The sequence below is a fragment of the Ectothiorhodospira sp. 9100 genome, from assembly GCF_022227565.1.
In the GTDB taxonomy this organism is placed as follows: domain Bacteria; phylum Pseudomonadota; class Gammaproteobacteria; order Ectothiorhodospirales; family Ectothiorhodospiraceae; genus Ectothiorhodospira; species Ectothiorhodospira marina.
The window spans coordinates 28394-44605 of the sequence record NZ_JAJNAN010000018.1 but is presented as its reverse complement, the minus strand read 5'-3'; the positions used below and the strand labels follow the sequence as shown (position 1 = coordinate 44605).

The 16212-nt window shown below is 63.5% G+C and carries 16 protein-coding genes; 6 read left to right on the top strand and 10 right to left on the bottom strand.

Translation table 11 applies throughout. From position 1 onward, the window contains the following. Positions 1–45 precede the first annotated feature (45 nt). The 7 genes from puhC to bchF form a co-directional block, all read right to left on the bottom strand. Positions 46–540 (bottom strand): photosynthetic complex assembly protein PuhC, encoded by a 495-nt coding sequence (puhC, locus tag LPW29_RS07675; protein ID WP_238627525.1) that lies wholly within the window; start codon positions 538–540, stop codon positions 46–48. Continuing rightward, a complete protein-coding gene (gene puhB / locus LPW29_RS07670) occupies positions 540–1211 on the bottom strand; it encodes a photosynthetic complex putative assembly protein PuhB (protein ID WP_090250347.1) in 672 nt (223 codons plus the stop codon). Before puhB ends, puhC begins: the two co-directional genes overlap by 1 nt. Further along, positions 1208–2032 (bottom strand): photosynthetic reaction center subunit H, encoded by an 825-nt coding sequence (gene puhA / locus LPW29_RS07665; protein ID WP_090250349.1) that lies wholly within the window; start codon positions 2030–2032, stop codon positions 1208–1210. Before puhA ends, puhB begins: the two co-directional genes overlap by 4 nt. Before the next feature lie 367 nt (positions 2033–2399). Next, complete coding sequence (bchM, locus tag LPW29_RS07660) at positions 2400–3113, bottom strand: magnesium protoporphyrin IX methyltransferase (protein WP_090250351.1); 714 nt, start codon at positions 3111–3113, stop codon at positions 2400–2402. 29 nt (positions 3114–3142) lie between these two features. After that, positions 3143–4732 (bottom strand): ferredoxin:protochlorophyllide reductase (ATP-dependent) subunit B, encoded by a 1590-nt coding sequence (bchB, locus tag LPW29_RS07655; RefSeq protein ID WP_238627524.1) that lies wholly within the window; start codon positions 4730–4732, stop codon positions 3143–3145. A gap of 3 nt (positions 4733–4735) precedes the next feature. Further along, positions 4736–6028, bottom strand: coding sequence for a ferredoxin:protochlorophyllide reductase (ATP-dependent) subunit N (locus tag LPW29_RS07650; RefSeq protein WP_090250357.1), 1293 nt, complete (start codon positions 6026–6028; stop codon positions 4736–4738). After that, positions 6025–6552: a 2-vinyl bacteriochlorophyllide hydratase gene (gene bchF, locus LPW29_RS07645; RefSeq protein ID WP_238627523.1), complete on the bottom strand. Its 528-nt coding sequence runs from the start codon at positions 6550–6552 to the stop codon at positions 6025–6027. The genes LPW29_RS07650 and bchF overlap by 4 nt, the downstream gene beginning before the upstream one ends. 410 nt (positions 6553–6962) lie before the next feature. Here bchF and LPW29_RS07640 point away from each other — a divergent pair, with 410 nt between their 5' ends. The 6 genes from LPW29_RS07640 (at position 6963) to fni (ending at position 13139) form a co-directional block, all read left to right on the top strand. Continuing rightward, positions 6963–7781 carry a cobalamin B12-binding domain-containing protein gene (locus tag LPW29_RS07640; protein WP_238627522.1) on the top strand — a complete coding sequence of 273 codons (819 nt, stop codon included), beginning with the start codon at positions 6963–6965 and terminating at the stop codon, positions 7779–7781. Between the two features lie 40 nt (positions 7782–7821). Continuing rightward, the gene (ppsR, locus tag LPW29_RS07635; protein ID WP_238627521.1) at positions 7822–9246 is read left to right on the top strand and encodes a transcriptional regulator PpsR; all 1425 of its coding nucleotides are present in this window, start codon (positions 7822–7824) and stop codon (positions 9244–9246) included. Positions 9247–9373: 127 nt separating this feature from the next. Further along, a complete protein-coding gene (gene chlG / locus LPW29_RS07630; protein ID WP_238627520.1) occupies positions 9374–10258 on the top strand; it encodes a chlorophyll synthase ChlG in 885 nt (294 codons plus the stop codon). Between the two features lie 352 nt (positions 10259–10610). Further along, the gene (locus LPW29_RS07625) at positions 10611–11798 is read left to right on the top strand and encodes a geranylgeranyl diphosphate reductase (RefSeq protein ID WP_090250368.1); all 1188 of its coding nucleotides are present in this window, start codon (positions 10611–10613) and stop codon (positions 11796–11798) included. 18 nt (positions 11799–11816) lie between these two features. Beyond that, positions 11817–12080 (top strand): hypothetical protein, encoded by a 264-nt coding sequence (locus LPW29_RS07620; RefSeq protein WP_238627519.1) that lies wholly within the window; start codon positions 11817–11819, stop codon positions 12078–12080. Between the two features lie 3 nt (positions 12081–12083). Then, the gene (gene fni / locus LPW29_RS07615; RefSeq protein WP_090250372.1) at positions 12084–13139 is read left to right on the top strand and encodes a type 2 isopentenyl-diphosphate Delta-isomerase; all 1056 of its coding nucleotides are present in this window, start codon (positions 12084–12086) and stop codon (positions 13137–13139) included. A 114-nt stretch (positions 13140–13253) separates the two neighbouring features. On the opposite strand, the gene LPW29_RS07610 is transcribed toward fni, so the two are convergent. The 3 genes from LPW29_RS07610 to ubiG form a co-directional block, all read right to left on the bottom strand. Continuing rightward, a complete protein-coding gene (locus tag LPW29_RS07610) occupies positions 13254–14744 on the bottom strand; it encodes an alpha/beta hydrolase (RefSeq protein ID WP_238627518.1) in 1491 nt (496 codons plus the stop codon). Positions 14745–14823: 79 nt separating this feature from the next. After that, complete coding sequence (locus tag LPW29_RS07605) at positions 14824–15495, bottom strand: HAD family hydrolase (protein WP_238627517.1); 672 nt, start codon at positions 15493–15495, stop codon at positions 14824–14826. A 3-nt stretch (positions 15496–15498) separates the two neighbouring features. Next, positions 15499–16209 (bottom strand): bifunctional 2-polyprenyl-6-hydroxyphenol methylase/3-demethylubiquinol 3-O-methyltransferase UbiG, encoded by a 711-nt coding sequence (gene ubiG / locus LPW29_RS07600; protein WP_177169813.1) that lies wholly within the window; start codon positions 16207–16209, stop codon positions 15499–15501. Positions 16210–16212: the final 3 nt, after the last annotated feature.

Here is a 16212-nt window from a genome sequence, read left to right as displayed (position 1 = left end):
TGGTTCTCGGCGGCGAGTCCCGTAGGCCCCCGCTGAGGAGAAGATTCAGGAATCTTGCGCCGAATCAAGAAGCTCCGCGAAAGCGGCGGCATTCGAGGAACCGAACGCATTGAGCTTGTAGCGGACGCCCGTGGCGGGATCTTCCAGGGTCAGACCCCCATCCGACCACCGGGTCAGACGGAAGGGTGGATCCTCGTGGTCTTCCAGCTGGCGACGGTCCAGGGCAATGATGCGCAGCACAGTGCGCATGAAGCCATCGGCGCCTGGTTCAACACGCTTGAGCACCTGGTTCGTCTCGGCATTGAGGATTTCCAGGTAACCACCGGGCTTTTCCTGAGGCTTCAAGTCTATGGACTGTATCACCTCAAGATTGTCGTCAGCGGCTTCCGCGGACCCCGTGGGTTCTGCCCGAGGGGGGGGAGGGGATACCGCGTTGCTGCCCAGGTAATAGATGCCGAAGGCGAGGGCCAGTAAAACAACGCCAATTCCCGGAAAAAGGAATCGGCGCTGGGAACGGGAAGAACCGTTGGAGTCAGTCATCAGGCGGTTTCACCGGCAGTTTCTCGGTGGGTCTGCGGTGCAGATTCGGATTCGGCTGCGTCAGTCGCATCCGGGGTCCGGGCACGATTCTGGTCTTCGGCCATGGCTTCCGCCAGGATGTCGGCCACACGCCGTGCGTTGGGTATGCCGCGTAGCATGGGCTGCGGCGTCATCCAACGCCAGGGTCTGACGTGGGGCCAGAGAATGATATAGGAGACGCGTTCCGGGGGGATGAGCACCAACGGGATATCACCCGTGCCGTCCTTGTAAAGCTTGGCTGAGGCAGATTCGATGACGGAGTAGGGGAGGTTGACACTCATCTGCAAGGCAACGCCGAAACGCATGACGATGCGCTGATTGGTGATGGTGTAGACCGTGGCTCTCGCCGTAAGCCAGGCCAGCAGCATCAGCAAGCCGACGGCCGTCACTGACAGGGTCAGCAGGAAACTGGTGGAGGCAAGGGCTGCCACAAGGGATTGCGTTTCGCCATAGCTAAAGGCGGCACGTAACACAATCAGAATGGCAAGGTAGAAAATGACCTTTCTGACGTGAAATGCCCGAATGGCAAAGGTGCTCCAATGAGGAGCACCTTGCCACAAAATGCGCTCCCCCGAAGGGGGGAGCTCAGGCAGACCACGTATCGGTTCAACGGCGTGGTCGTCGTGACTCACAGCAGGGCTTCCCTACGCTCCGGGGATGCATAGAAGTGACCGCCACCGAAGTAGGCCATGATGCGGTCTTCTTCCAGACGCGTCACGGATTCCATGCTCTTGGTGGAGGGTGCATCGGCGAAGTGATGGGACATCACGGAAACCACGCGGACCTCATAGGGACGGCCGTCCTTCAGGCGCTGACCCATGGGCAGCTTGGGATCGGCGTACTTGGCGCGGGCCACCTTGGACAGGAACATCGGCACCAGGATGCGGCGGGCACTGCCCTTGACTTCCACTTCCAGGTAACGGGGCATGGCCTCGGAACGGTCCACCCACACATCGCGAACGGTGCCAGCGGGCTTGTCGTCGGCGGCGAACACGGTCATGCCGCGAGGATCGGGATCCTTTTCGGAGATGCCGAAGCCATGCTTGGTGCTGCGCATGGGCACGATGCGGGGCTCGCCATTCATGGTCACGTCGGGCTCATCGGCACGGTTGGCCCAGGAGGAGGGACCGACGCCGTCGATCATGGGGTTGCCGGTGGGATCCAGCGGCGCACCGGGGAAGGGATATGCCGGCTTGGCGTGGATCTCGCGGGTATCCGGATTGCCGTTGGCAACGATGAAGGAACCGCCGTCCATGGTGGGGAATTCCTTGGGCCCCGGGGCGGCCGGGTAGCCTTGAACGGTAATGTGGGGGGAGCGGTCGGACTCCAGCGGATAACCTTCCCGCTTGTTCTCCCGATGTAGATACCAGACTAGACCTGCGAAGAACAGCCAGAAGACGTACAGGGTGACCTGTGCGACGTCCATATATTCAGTAATGGCACCGGTTGGCATTGCTTTTCCTCCAAGTTTCGGGTGGGTTAGCCGCGTGAAATGGCTGGACCGAACCTCGATCAAGATTGCTTTCGGGTGACGCCCCCGCCTTGCATGGGCGGCCCAAACGCGTTGGGTGATACAAACAACATCAAGTTGACTAGATTTTAGACCACAACATCGCCAATTTCCGGGTCCAGAGGCCCCCCCTGACCCGAAAATTCCTGCTTTCCCAAACGCTCCGGGGCTTGGGCTGCCACACGGGCATGAGCGAGCTTTGGAGCGCTACTTCGGGATAATGCCAGACAAATCGTCGGGGTGTTGGCGCGAGCTGGCTTGAGCATGATCTGGATCAGCTTCACCGGTCAAAGGCTGGGAACAGGGCGGATCAGCTGGAAGATCCGCGCTTGAGTTCGAGGGCCTGTGAGGTATAAAAGCCCCGGGAAATCCGCCGTGTACGCTCCGCACTCCATTCGTCCAGGGACGGCTCTTCGCTGATCAGGCGCAGGAGCTTCTTCTCGGCTACCGGCTCAATCGCGGGGGAACGGTCGCTCTTGGGGAACAGTTTGCCCACGGCGTGCATCACTGACAGGGCGGGCGTGCGTGGGGCGAAGGTGAACAGGATGGCAGCATGGGTGCGCACCGTGAGACCTGCCAGAACACCCACGATGTCATGGTCCTTGTAATGGATGAACGAATCCATGGCCACCACATAATCAAACTCACCCAGTTCGGGTTTGAGAAAGTCGCCCACACGAAAGTCGATTCGACCTTCGCCCAGATCTTCGGCCTCGGCGCGTTCCCGGGCCATGTCCACCAGGTTACCGGCCAGATCGATGGCCACCACCTGGGCGCCACGTTGGGCGGCAGCCACAGAGAGCATGCCGGTGCCACAGCCTGCATCCAGCAACCATTTGCCACTGAGGTCGTCAGGCAGCCAGTCCAGCAGGGTGTTGCGCATCTCTTCGCGCCCGGCACGCACAGTGGCGCGCACCCGGCCGACGGGGGTGTCGGAGGTCAGCTTTTTCCAGGCATCCACCGCGGTGCGGTCGAAGTAGGTCTCGAGCTGACCTCGGCGTTTTTGATAAGAGGGCGTTGGCATCAGTGGAATCCGTTGGCTTGGCTAACGCATTAGCGCCCGAAGTGGGCCTTGGCGTCATACAGCGTGTCGATGGAGATCTCGTGGAGACCCTTTTCCTTGGCAAAGCGTTCAGTGTTGCGACGGGCCTTGCCGCGCACGAAGAAGGGGATCTTGCGAAGCTCCTTCTCGGCATCGGCTGTCCACACGGGTTCGCCGTCCTGGACGGGCTCGGGAGCGGTTTCGGCCGGGGTAGCCTCGGTGTGCGCTTCGGCCGAACTTGTCGCCACACGGCGTTCCGTCGTGCCGGTGCCACCCAGATGTGAGGGGGCGGCTTCAGCGTGGAATTCGAAGTCTTCCCGGAACATGCCCAGCAGGTGCTCTTCAAGACCCATCATCAGGGGGTGAACCCAGGTATCGAAGAGTACATTGGCGCCGCCAAAGCCCATCTGCGGTGCGTAGCGGGCCGGGAAGTCCTGCACATGGACGGGGGCGGAGATGACGGCGCAGCCCACGCCCAGGCGTTTGGAGATGTGTCGTTCCATCTGGGTGCCCAGCACCAACTCGGGCTGCAACTCCGCCACCTGGGCCTCCACTTCAAGATAGTCATCGGTGATCAGCGGGGTGACGTCATAGAGCTTGGCAGCCTCACGCACCTCGCGGGCAAACTCGCGACTGTAGGTGCCCAGGCCGACCACCTTGAAGCCGAATTCCTCGGTGGCCACACGGGCAGCGGCCACCGCGTGGGTAGCGTCGCCGAAGATGAAGACGCGTTTTCCGGTCAGGTAGTTGGAGTCCACCGAACGGGAATACCAGGGCAGGCGCGACTGTGCGTTCTCCAGGGCGGGTGCGGGGTCCACCTTGGCGATCTCGGCAACTTCCTGAATGAATTCCCGGGTGGCGCGTACACCGATGGGGGTCACGCGCGTGTAGGGTTGTTTGAAGGTCCGCTCGAGCCATTTGGCCGCGGTCTGGGCGATCTCCGGATAGAGGACCACGTTGAAGTCGGCCTCGCCCAGGCGGGCGATGTCGGCCGGAGTGGCCCCCATGGGAGCCGTCACATGGACATCGATCCCCAGGCTGCCCAGCAATTGGGTGATTTCCTGGATGTCATCCCGGTGGCGAAAGCCCAGGGCCGTGGCGCCGAGCAGGTTGCAGCGGGGCCGACGAGAACCGGCATCGTCCGCGGGGCGGGCATCGGCATTGCCGGCCAGGGAACGCACCAATTGATAAAAGGTTTCCGAGGCCCCCCAGTTTTCCTTGCGTGAATAGGAAGGCAATTCCAGGGGGATGGCCGGCACCGGCAGGCCGAGTGTCTGGGACAGGCCGCCCGGGTCGTCCTGGATCAGTTCGGCGGTGCAGGATGATCCCACCAGCAGGGCCTGGGGTTTGAAGCGCTCATAGGCCTCAATGGCCGTGTTGCGGAACAACTCTGCCGTATCCTGGCCCAGGTCGCGGGCCTGGAATGTGGTGTAGGTCACCGGAGGGCGCTGATTGCGCCGTTCAATCATGGTGAACAGCAGGTCCGCATAGGTGTCTCCCTGGGGAGCATGCAGGACATAGTGCAGCCGTTCCATGCCGGTGGCCACGCGCATGGCGCCCACGTGGGGTGGCCCTTCATAGGTCCATACCGTCAGTTGCACGAATCAGACCCTCAATTTGGCCCGGCGCATCAGCGGTCGGGCAAATAGTTCAGCAAGGTCGGCCGCCTGATCGTAGCCCTGAATCGGGGTGAAGACCAGTTCGATCGACCACTTGGTTGTCATGCCTTCCGCCTCCAGCGGGTTCGCCAGACCCAGGCCGCAGACCACCACGTCCGGGTGTGCCTCGCGGCAGCGGTCCAGTTGCTTGTCCAGGTGCTGTCCTTCGCTCAGGCAGGTATCTTTTGGCAGCATGGCCAACTCTTCGGCCAGATGCTGGCGATGCAGGTAGGGCGTACCGACTTCCACCAGTTCCATGCCCGCCTCACGGTGCAGAAAACGAGCCAGGGGGATTTCCAGCTGGGAATCCGGAAACAGGAAGATGCGCTTGCCCTTGAGTTCCTCAGTGATATGAGACAGACCGCGTTGCGCCCGCTCAATCCCCGGTGTGGTGACGCGATCGAAGAGCCCCGCATCCACTCCAAAGGCATCGGCCGCGGCTCGCAGCCATCCGGTGGTTCCTTCCACGCCCAGCGGGAAAGGGGCGGGCAGACGTGTGGCGCCCAGGCCCTCCAGGGCGCGCGCGGTCTCATTCAGGAAGGGCTGCGCCAGGATATACCGCGTGTTGGGACCGACGGCCGGCAGTTGATCCGAGCGTCGGGCTGGCAGATAGCGCACCTCATGGATGCCCATCTCGGCGAACAACCGGGTGAACTGATCCTCGACGATGTCAGCCAGCGAGCCTACCACCAGCAGGGAGGCTGGGTCGGCCTCGGTCTCCCGGGGGAGTTCCGGCACCAGGGCGGCGAGGCAGGTATCCTCACCCTGAGTGAAGGTGGTCTCGATACCACTGCCGGTATAGTTGAGCACCCGCACCTGGGGCATGTACTGCTGGGACAGGCGGGAAGCGGCCTTGGCAAGATCCAGCTTGATGACCTCGGAGGGACAGGACCCCACCAGGAACAGCATGCGAATATCCGGGCGCCGCTCCAGCAGTCGCGCGACGACGCGATCCAGCTCTTCGTTGGCATCCGCCAGTCCGGCCAGGTCGCGCTCCTCGATCAGGGCCGTGCCAAAACGGGGTTCGGCAAAGATCATGACGCCGGCTGCCGATTGCATCAGGTGGGCGCAGGTACGTGAACCCACCACCAGGAAAAAGGCATCCTGAATCTTGCGATGCAGCCAGATGATGCTGGTCAGGCCGCAGAAGACTTCATGCTGACCCCGTTCACGGATAATGGAAAAGTCCACGGTCTGCTCCGAGCCGTCGCTGACGGAAGGTTGCGGTGCGCCTGTCATTTGGCGGACTCCTGGCCGGAGGCTGCTGCTCGGGCCTTTTTCGCCTCGGCTTCGCCCAGGCGGGCAGCGCGCAATTTAATCAGGAACTGTGCCGCATTGACCACGTAGACGGTATAAGCCACGAGTGCCAGATACATCTGCTGTTCCGCGCTCATGAAGTTCCAGAACAGCGACGCCATGTAGACGGTGTGCAGGGCAATCACCAGCATGCTCACCATGTCTTCCCAGAAGAAGGCCTTGGCAAACAGGTAATGGCCGAAGACAACCTTCTCCCAGATCGCGCCGGTGATCATGATGGTGTAAAGGATGAACGTCTTGACGACGATGGAGGCGTGAGCGAGCCACAGGCCTTCCCCCGTGGTCAGGTATCGCACCACCAGCCAGGTACTGATGATGAAGACCAGGAACTGCAGCGGTGCCAGGATACCTTGCACGAGTGTCCACGGGGTTTCATCCCGCCGCCGACGCTGCTCGGGGGTGTACAGGGGGCGGGGCTTGCGATCCCCGGCTCCGGCATGCTGCATCGGGTATTTCTCCAGTCAACTCAACGTGGTGCGCTGAGTTTGTACAAGCCCCCTGGCTTTGTCAATCAAGCTGGACGTAAGGATTGGTTGACATTCCCGGATGTCGTAACCATGATTTTCGTAGGTGAAAATACCCGCAGGCCTGCTAAACTGCCTCCGTTGACAAGCCCGGATCGGTGGTCAGGTTTTCCGGACGGGTGAGAGGGTCGCGTCAGTCCAGGCGGCCCGCTTTCAGCCCTGGGGGGAGATGTATGGTCACTGCGAGACGTCAGCTTGGTCGCGAGGGTGGGGAGTCCTCACTGAATCCGGGAGGTGAAGCCGAGCGGAGTGGCGCGACCCAGCGAGGCGGACAAGCTGAAGGTGCCTGCCGGTCGCCGGTGCCAGGCACCCACCGAATGTGTCCCGAGTCCATGCGAAAGGAGTTGTCCCACGTCATTGAGGGCGAGATTATTCCGCGCCTGATGATGGCGCATCGCTCGGAAGAGGCGGTCCGCGGCAGCGCGGCGAAGGATGTCCCGGGGGATCCTGAAGGGGTGTCCATCGGTGTGCCGGTGGTGGAGGAGTTCTCGCGGATGGTGATCGAGCATGACGCCGCCGCGGCGCTGGCTTATGTAGACACCCTGAGGGCTCAGGGAACCGCCCTGGAAAGTGTGTTCGTTCACCTGCTGGCCCCCACGGCAAAGCGGTTGGGCGAGTTGTGGGAGGAGGATCAGGCCGATTTCACCGAAGTCACCGTGGGGTTGTGCCGCCTGCAGCACGTCCTCCGGGAGTTGGGCGGCGCCTTTGAGGGTGAGGTGGATCCGCACAGGGTGAGCGGCAAGCGCATTCTCATGTCCCCCATTCCCGGAGAGCAGCACACCTTCGGTTTGATGATGATTTCCGAATTTTTCCGCCGCGAGGGCTGGGATGTCACCTGTGACCCTTCCCTGTCCATGCGGGATCTGAACCATCTGGTGCGCCAGGAATGGTTTGACATAGTGGCCTTGTCGGTCAGTTGTCAGACCCTGCTCGACAAGGTCACCACCACTGTGCGCGGGGTGCGGCGCGTGTCGCGCAATGCTTCCGTAGGAATCATTGTCGGGGGGCGGCTGTTTACCGAAAACCCTCAACTGGTGTCGGTGGTGGGTGCGGATGAGACGGCCCAGGACGGCGCCTCGGCAGTGCGGAGGGCGGAGGCCATGCTGGCACGACGCACCGGCTGCTTCACCAGGGATATGGGGCCGATATGATGTTTCCAACCAGGATTTGAAACCGATAAGCGTGGAGCTCGTGAAGCCGTTCAAAGCCCCCAAGCAGGTGCTCGGTGACCTGGAACCCGACGAAGTCGCCTCCCTGGTGGCGACGGCGGCCGATGTTTCCCTGGTGCTCGATGAGACCGGTGTCATCCGCGATTTGGCCCTGGGCAGTGATGATCTCACCATGGAAGGGTACGGGCAGTGGGTGGGGAAGCCATGGGTGGATACAGTCACGGTGGAGAGTCGAGGCAAGATTGAGGCCCTGCTTCGTGATGCGTCCTCGCCCAGCAATGTGCGCTGGCGCCAGGTCAATCATCCTTCCAGTCGCGGCCAGGATGTGCCGGTCATGTACTCCGCCATTCAGGTGGGGGAAGGCGGGCGTGTGGTGGCCATGGGGCGGGATCTGCGAGGTGTGGCGGCACTGCAGCGACGCCTCGTTGAGGCGCAGCAATCCATGGAGCGGGAGTATGCCCGTCTGCGTCATGCCGAGACCCGGTATCGCCTGCTGTTTCAGGTGTCTTCCGAGGCGGTACTGATCATGGATGCGGCAACCCATAAGGTGGTGGAGGCCAACCCCGCGGCAGGCGAACTGCTGGGGGATGCGTCCCATAAATTGGTCGGGAGGGTCTTTCCGGAAGGTTTCGATCTGGAAAATACCCAGATGGTTCAGGATATGCTGGCCACCGTGCGTGCCACCGGTCGGGCCGAGGATATATCGGTCTGTTCCCTGGGTGGCGAACAGGCATTCATGATTTCTGCTTCGTTGTTCCGTCAGGACAACGCCTCCCATTTTCTTGTGCGTCTGCGTTGTCCTCGTGCCGAGGCTCTGGCCTCCGTGGGGCCGCAAAGTGCGTCCCGCGTCTTGAGTATGGTGGAGCGGGCCCCGGATGGCTTTGTGGTCACCGACATGAGCGGGCGCATTCTCAGTGCCAACCCGGCCTTTCTCGAGATGGCGCAACTGCCCACGGAAGAGCAGGCCCGTGGGGAATCCCTGGGCCGCTGGCTGGGACGCCCCGGCGTGGACCTTGGCGTGCTGATCGGCAACCTGCGTGAACACGGCGCGGTGAGGCTGTTTGCCACGGCGCTGCGCGGTGAGTACGGGTCTGCTTCCGAGGTGGAGATTTCCGCGGTGGCGGTGCTCGGCCTCGAGGAGCCCTGTCTGGGATTTACCATTCGTAACGTGGGTTCACGTCTGGCGCGCGAGACCCGGGTGAGTCGTGATGGTCCCCGCTCCGTGGAGCAGCTCACTGAATTGGTGGGCCGGGTCCCCCTCAAGGATCTGGTGCGCGAGAGCACGGACATGATCGAACGACTGTGCATCGAGGCAGCCCTGGAACTCACCAATGACAACCGGGCTTCGGCGGCCGAGATGCTGGGGCTGAGCCGGCAGAGTTTCTATGTGAAGTTGCGCCGTTATGGTTTGGGTCACCTGGCCCAGGAGAACGAGGAAAAGCTCTGAAGCTTGACCTCTGTCAAGGCGTGGCGTGACGCCCTTTGTGGGGTGTCCATTTGTCATTACTTATGGTGTCTCCGCGGGGTGTAAATGGTGCTTGACGAAAGGGGGGGGCGCGTATAATTTAGCCGCCATGTCGCTCCCTCAGCCCCGTGCCATTCTTGAAGTCACTCATCCGGTCACCTGGTTTCCGCCCATGTGGGCCTACGCGTGTGGCGTGGTCTCCGCCGGTGTGGCGCTGGGAGAACGCTGGGTTCTCATCATTGTCGGTGTCATGCTGGCCGGCCCGCTCATCTGCGGCACCAGCCAGGTGGTGAACGACTGGTTTGATCGCCATGTGGATGCCATCAATGAGCCTCATCGCCCGATCCCTTCTGGTCGTATCCCGGGTCAATGGGGGCTCTGGTTGGCCATTCTCTGGACGCTGGCCTCCCTGGCACTGGCCACGGTCCTGGGGATCTGGGGTTTTATTGCTGCGGTTTTCGGTCTGATCCTGGCTTGGGCCTACAGCGCCCCGCCAACCCGCCTCAAGCGCAATGGGTGGTGGGGCAATTCCGCCGTGGCCATCTGCTATGAGGGCGTGCCCTGGTTCACCGGCGTGGTGGTGATGGCGGGTGTCTTCCCCGACTGGCGCATCATTGCCGTGGCCCTTCTCTACAGTATTGGCGCTCACGGCATCATGACCCTCAACGACTTCAAGTCCGTGGAAGGTGATCGGCAGATGGGCCTGGGTTCCTTGCCGGTAAAACTCGGAGTTGATCGCGCCGCCAAGCTGGCCTGCTGGGTGATGGCCATCCCGCAACTTATTGTGGTTGCCTTGCTGCTGACCTGGGGTGCTCCCATCTACGCTGCCGCCGTGGCTGTATTGCTGGTGGTGCAGGTTGGCCTCATGGTGCGTCTGCTCAAGCGGCCCAAGGAACTGGCTCCGTGGTACAACGCCACGGGCATCACGCTCTACGTCAGTGGCATGATGGTCACCGCCTTCGCCCTGAGCAGCATGGACCTGATGGCGTCGTGAATACCCGGTGGGCAGGTGAACGGAGCTTGATCCAGGCGCCGTTCCTGGTCCCTGTCTGGCATGCCCAAGCTGCGCACCGGACTTCACCCAGGGTGATGCGCCTCTTCAATGACCACCGTTTGTCTGTTTGTATCCGGTGCGTCAGCTGGGCAGCTGGCCTGCATGTCCCGCGTCATCTTTCCCCGATCCTGTCCCTGATACCTTCTCGCGCGGGTGTACGGGTCCGTGTGCGTTCCCAGGCGGATTGGACCCTCAGGCACAGTCTCCATCGTCGCGCTCCCTGGGGCGCGCTTTTCCCTGCGGCGGCCCTGGGTGACCCTGGGCGTCGCGGCAACCGGAACAGGTGAATGTAATGGCTGAAACACAGACCTTTGATGTTGTTGTCGTGGGCGGTGGCCCGGCGGGCGCGACCGCGGCCAACGACCTGGCCCGTGCGGGCCGCAAGGTATTGCTGCTGGACCGCGGTGGGCGTATCAAGCCCTGTGGTGGGGCGATCCCGCCGGTGACCATGACCGAATTCGAACTCCCCGAGTCGGTGCTGGTGGCCAAGGTCCGCTGCGCCCGCATGTTTTCGCCCAAGGATCGCAAGGTGGACATGCCCATCCAGGGGGGTTACGTGGGCATGGTGGATCGCAAGACCTTCGACGAGTGGCTGCGCAAGCGTGCCGCCGAGGGGGGGGCAGAGCGACGTGCTGGCACCTACGAGCGGATTGATCGCGACGGGGACGGCACCGCCATCGTCCGTTACAAGGATGACTCGGGTGAAGAGGTAGGGGTGCGCGCCCGGGCGGTGATCGGTGCCGATGGTGCACGCTCCACCGTGGCCCGGCAGGAGGTGCCTGGTGCCGAAAAGATCCCGCACGTGGCTGCCTATCACGAGATCATCAGCCGTCCCACCGCCAACGATGCGGAGTTTGATCCCGAGCGTTGCGATGTGTACTACCAGGGCAAGCTGTCTCCGGACTTCTACGCCTGGGTGTTCCCCCACGGCGATACGGTAAGCGTCGGTGTGGGGTCGGCCCATAAGGGTTTTTCCCTCAAGGGCGCTGTGGCAGATCTGCGCAAGTCGGCGGGCATGGAAGATTGCGAGACCCTGCGTCGCGAAGGCGCGCCGATCCCCCTGTATCCCATGAAGTGCTGGGACAACGGCAAGGATGTGCTGCTGGCGGGGGATGCGGCGGGCGTGGTGGCACCAGCCTCCGGCGAGGGTATCTATTACGCCATGCTGGGCGGCCGCCTGGCCGGTGAGGCGGTGGCCGCGTTCCTGGAATCCGGTAATCCGGCCATGCTCAAGCAGGCCCGCAAGCGCTTCATGAAGGCCCATGGGCAGATATTCTGGATCCTGGGGATCATGCAGCGTTTCTGGTACAGCAGCGACAAGCGCCGGGAACGGTTTGTGGCCATCTGTCGGGACAAGGACGTGCAGGAACTCACCTGGCAGGCCTACATGTACAAGAAACTGGTCAAGGCCAAGCCGCTCGCCCATATGCGTATCTTCTTCAAGGATATGGGGCATCTGCTCGGGCTGTCCCGGGTGTGATCCGTCCTTAAGGCACGCATGTCGGAACTCTTCGCCACGGGTCGCATCGTTGATCTCATCCTTGTGGCGATGCTGCTGGAAGGCGCCTTGCTCTTCTGGTGGCATCGCCGCACGGGGCGCGGGTTTCCCGTGGATTTGATTGCGACCACGCTCCTGGCCGGTGGGTTTCTTTTGCTGGCCCTCCGGGCCGCCTTGACCGGGTCCGCCTGGCCCTGGGTTGCCCTTTGGTTATTTGCCGGACTGGTAGCTCATCTGGCAGATCTCCGGCGTCGGCTTTGGTGACTCATGGGCTTTGAGGTGCGCGAACCCTCGGGTGATGATTGCCGGGATCCTGAATCCAAGGGCCGTCACCTGGACGTGTGTCTCTCGGGGCCCGTGGGCTACCGCAAGTCCACGGGCCTTGAGCGTTATGATCTGCTCAATCAGGCCTTGCCCGAACTGCGTCTGGACGAGATTGATCTTTCCGTTTCACTGGCCGGGCGCACCTTGCGGGCCCCCTTGATGATGGCTCCCATGACCGGGGGTGATGCGCGCACCCATGAACTCAACTGTATCCTGGCCGCTGCTGCCCAGCGCTGGGGATTGCCCATGGGGGTGGGAAGTCAGCGGGTGGCCATCGAGGACTCGACCCGGGCCCGCTATTTCCAGTTGCGGGACGAGGCCCCGGATGCCGTGCTCTTTGCCAATATCGGCGGGGCCCAGCTGGTCAAGGGCTGGGGGGCCGAGGAGGCACGTCGTGCTGTGGCGATGATTGGGGCCGATGCCCTGTTCGTGCATCTCAACCCCATGCAGGAGGCGGTGCAGGGGGGTGACCTGGATTTTCGTGGGTTGGCAGGCCGACTGGCCCGGCTCTGCGAGGATCTGGCTGCCGACGGCATCCCGGTATTTGCCCGAGAGGTCTGTTTCGGGCTGAGTGAGCAGGCGGCCCGCGAACTGGCTGCCTGTGGCGTCGCCGGCCTGGATTGCGCCGGTGCCGGCGGTACCTCCTGGGCCAGGGTGGAGGCCCTGTGTACCGAGGGCGAGGGGGAGAGGCACCTGGGGCAGGTCTTTGGTGAGTGGGGGATTCCCACCGCTGAGAGCATTGTCAACGTCCGGCGGGTGGCCCCCGATCTCCCACTGATCGCTTGCGGGGGGCTGCGCACGGGGCTCGATGTGGCCAAGGCCCTGGCCCTGGGCGCGAATGTGGCCGCCATGGCCAGGCCGTTTCTGATCAAGGCCGCCCAAGGGCCAGAGGCACTGGATGGCTTCATCTCGCAGGTGCTCAGGGAACTGCGGGTGGCCATGTTTGCCAGCGGTGCCGGGGATGTATCCGCCCTGCGCGGTACCCTGACTCACCGCTGAACCAAACCCTGTCCTCCTCTGTGGGAGTCCTGATTGTGTGAGCCGGCCTTGCCGGCGAATGGCGGTGGCCGCCGATGCATCCCTTCGCGGCCAGGGCCGCTCCCACGGGGTGGGCTAGATCAGGGGGAACATCACCGTCAGGGTCCAGCCCAGGAAGGCGGCCAGGGCGAAGCCATCCGCCCAGGGGCGCTGTACCGGCCGGCTGACCAGCAGGGGCAGGGCCAGCATCACCGGCAGCAGGGGCAGGATGATCAGCAGGAACATCATGCCATCGACGATGGCTGCGGCGACCCCCACCGTGACCATGGTGATCAGGGCCACGCCCAACCCGACGCCCAGCCCCCGCCAGCCGGTGCGTCCCTGCAGGGCGGTGGCAAAGGCAACCGCCCAGGGCAGGATCAGCAGGGTCAGGATGGGTAGATAGGGCAGTCGATGCAGCGGCGGCCACCAGGCCAGCCACAGGGCCGCTCCCATCACCCCAAAGGCCAGCACCAGCACACCCAGCATGATCGGACCCCAGGCCAGGTCGGGCCATTCAGGACGGGGCGGACGGGTGCCCAGCGCCAGCCAGATACCCCCGGCCAGGGCCAGCCACAGGGCGAATTGGGGGCTGACCAGGATCCCGCCGATGCCATCCAGATGGATCACCTCCCCAATGCCAATGAGCAGCAGGGTGGCCAGCACCCCACTGATGGCGGCTCGCACCAAGGGTCGCCGGGTGCGCCCCTGTATTTCTGCCTGGGCCGTATCCAGGCGCAGTCGATCGCCATCCACCCAGAAGGGCGCCAGGGCACGCCAGAGAACGAGAACCCCCACAAGATTCAGCAGCCACCAGAGCATGGGGCTCACCCCGTTGCCCTGTGGTGGGGCGATCTGTGAGACCTGGGCCAGCCAGTCAATGGAGGCGGTATGAGACTGGGGGCTGAACAGCACACCGATATGCTCCACGCCAGGGATCACCTCAAGGGCCCGGGCAGTGCCTGCGGCCGGATCACCCCCGGGGCCGCCGGCCTTTTCCAGCAGGGTCTGCGCCGCCTCCAGGAACGGTCCTTCCCAGGCCCCGGCCATCAGCAGCAGGTTGGGAGGGCTTTCCGGGGTGACTTCGCTCTGCCCGGGGGACACGGCCACCACGGCCCGGATTGGCTGGGTGGTTTCCATGGCCGCATCGATCACGGCACCGGCACCCAGGGAGTGGCCCAGGAGGGACAGTCGCCCGGCATCCACCTCCGGTTGTTCGCCCAGTAACGCCAGGGCCGATCGCACATCTCGCTGGAACTGCTCGGGATCGTTCCACCAGTCCAGCGGCGCGCGGTTGCGTCCATGTCCACTGAGGTCAGGCAGGGCCACCACGAAGCCCGCATCGGCGAGTGCCAGTCCCCAGGTACGCATCAGTTGGGCTGAACCGGCAAAGCCATGAGCGACCACCACGCCGGGGGCGTGGTTGGCACTGTTCGGCAGGAGCAGGGTGACCGGCACTCCGTCCTGTTCCATCTGGCGTTGCTCGACCCCCCGCCCGGCGTCGATCACCAGGGTCCAGGCCGTGATGATCACCGTGAGGGCGAGCAGGGCGGTGATGATCCTGAGTGCGGGATGGCGTGTGTGCATGGGGTGGGTTTTCCTTGTCTCCGATCGGCGCTCGGGGCCATTGTTCCAATGGGTGTCTATACCGCGATGACCTCGGTGGTCACGACGCCTGCCCGAGCCCCGCCTGAGCCGGCAACCAGTCCATGATCTCGCCGGGGTGCTGGATGAAGCCGTCAGCGCCCCAGGTCTCCGGGGACTGAGCGGCATCGATATAGCCGTAGCGGGCCACCAGCGTGCGCATGCCCGCGGCCCGTCCTGCCTGGATATCCCGCAGGGCGTCACCGATATAGAGGCACTGCCCGGGGGTGCTGCCAGACTGCTCGCAGGCCAGCAGCATGGGCATGGGGTGGGGTTTGCACTCTGCGGTCGTGTCGCCACTGATCACCGTGGCGGCACGATCATACAGGCCCATGGAGCGCAGCAGGGGATCGGTGAGAAAGGCCGGCTTGTTGGTGACCACGCCCCAGTTCATGCCTCGGGATTCAATGGCTTCCAGCACCTCGTCCATGCCAGGGAACAGGCGACTCTCCCGGTGGATGTGGGCCATGTAAATCTCGATAAAGCGCTCCCGCAGTCCATCGAAGACGGCCCCGGCGGCCTCGGGGAAGCCCAGGGTCACCAGGGCCGACGTGCCGTGGGAGACCTGATCACGGACCTGTTCGAAGGGCAGGGGCGTCAGGCCCCGCTCCCGCTGCAGGCAGTGCAGGGCGTGATACAGGTCCGGGGCGGTGTCGGCCAGGGTACCGTCCAGGTCGAACAGGATGGTGCGCAAGGGTCAGTCTTCCCGTACGGCGTGGGCCAGGTAGTTCACATCGACACCCGGGCCCAGGCGGTAGCTGCGATTGATCAGGTCGTAGTGCATGCCTGTGAGGTTGCGCAGGGACAAGCCGGCCTGCCGCATCCATGCCTCCATTTCCGAGGGACGGATGAAGCGGGCGTACTCATGGGTACCGGGGGGCAGCATGCGCATCAGATATTCGGCCCCCAGGATGGCCATGGCAAATGACTTGGGTGTGCGATTCAGGGTAGCCACGCACAGATGTCCGCCCGGCTTGAGCAGGCGCGCGCAGGCATCGAGCACCGAGCCCGGGTCGGGGACGTGTTCCAGCATCTCCATGCAGGTGATCACGTCGAACTGGCCCGGCATCTCTGCCGCCAGGGCCTCGGCGGAACTCTGCCGGTAGTCCACTTCCAGGCCGGATTCCAGCAGGTGCAGGCGCGCCACACCCAGGGCATTTTCACCCATATCGATGCCGGTGACCTGGGCACCCCGGCGGGCCATGGCCTCCGACAGCAGGCCGCCGCCACAGCCCACGTCCAGCACCTTCCTGTCCTGCAGGCCGGCGCGTTCCTCGATGTAGTCCAGCCTGAGCGGGTTGATTTCATGCAGGGGGCGGCATTCACCCTCCGGGTCCCACCAGCGGTGGGCCATGTCATCAAACTTGGCGATCTCGGCAGCGTCGACGTTGGTATGTATCTCGGACATTGG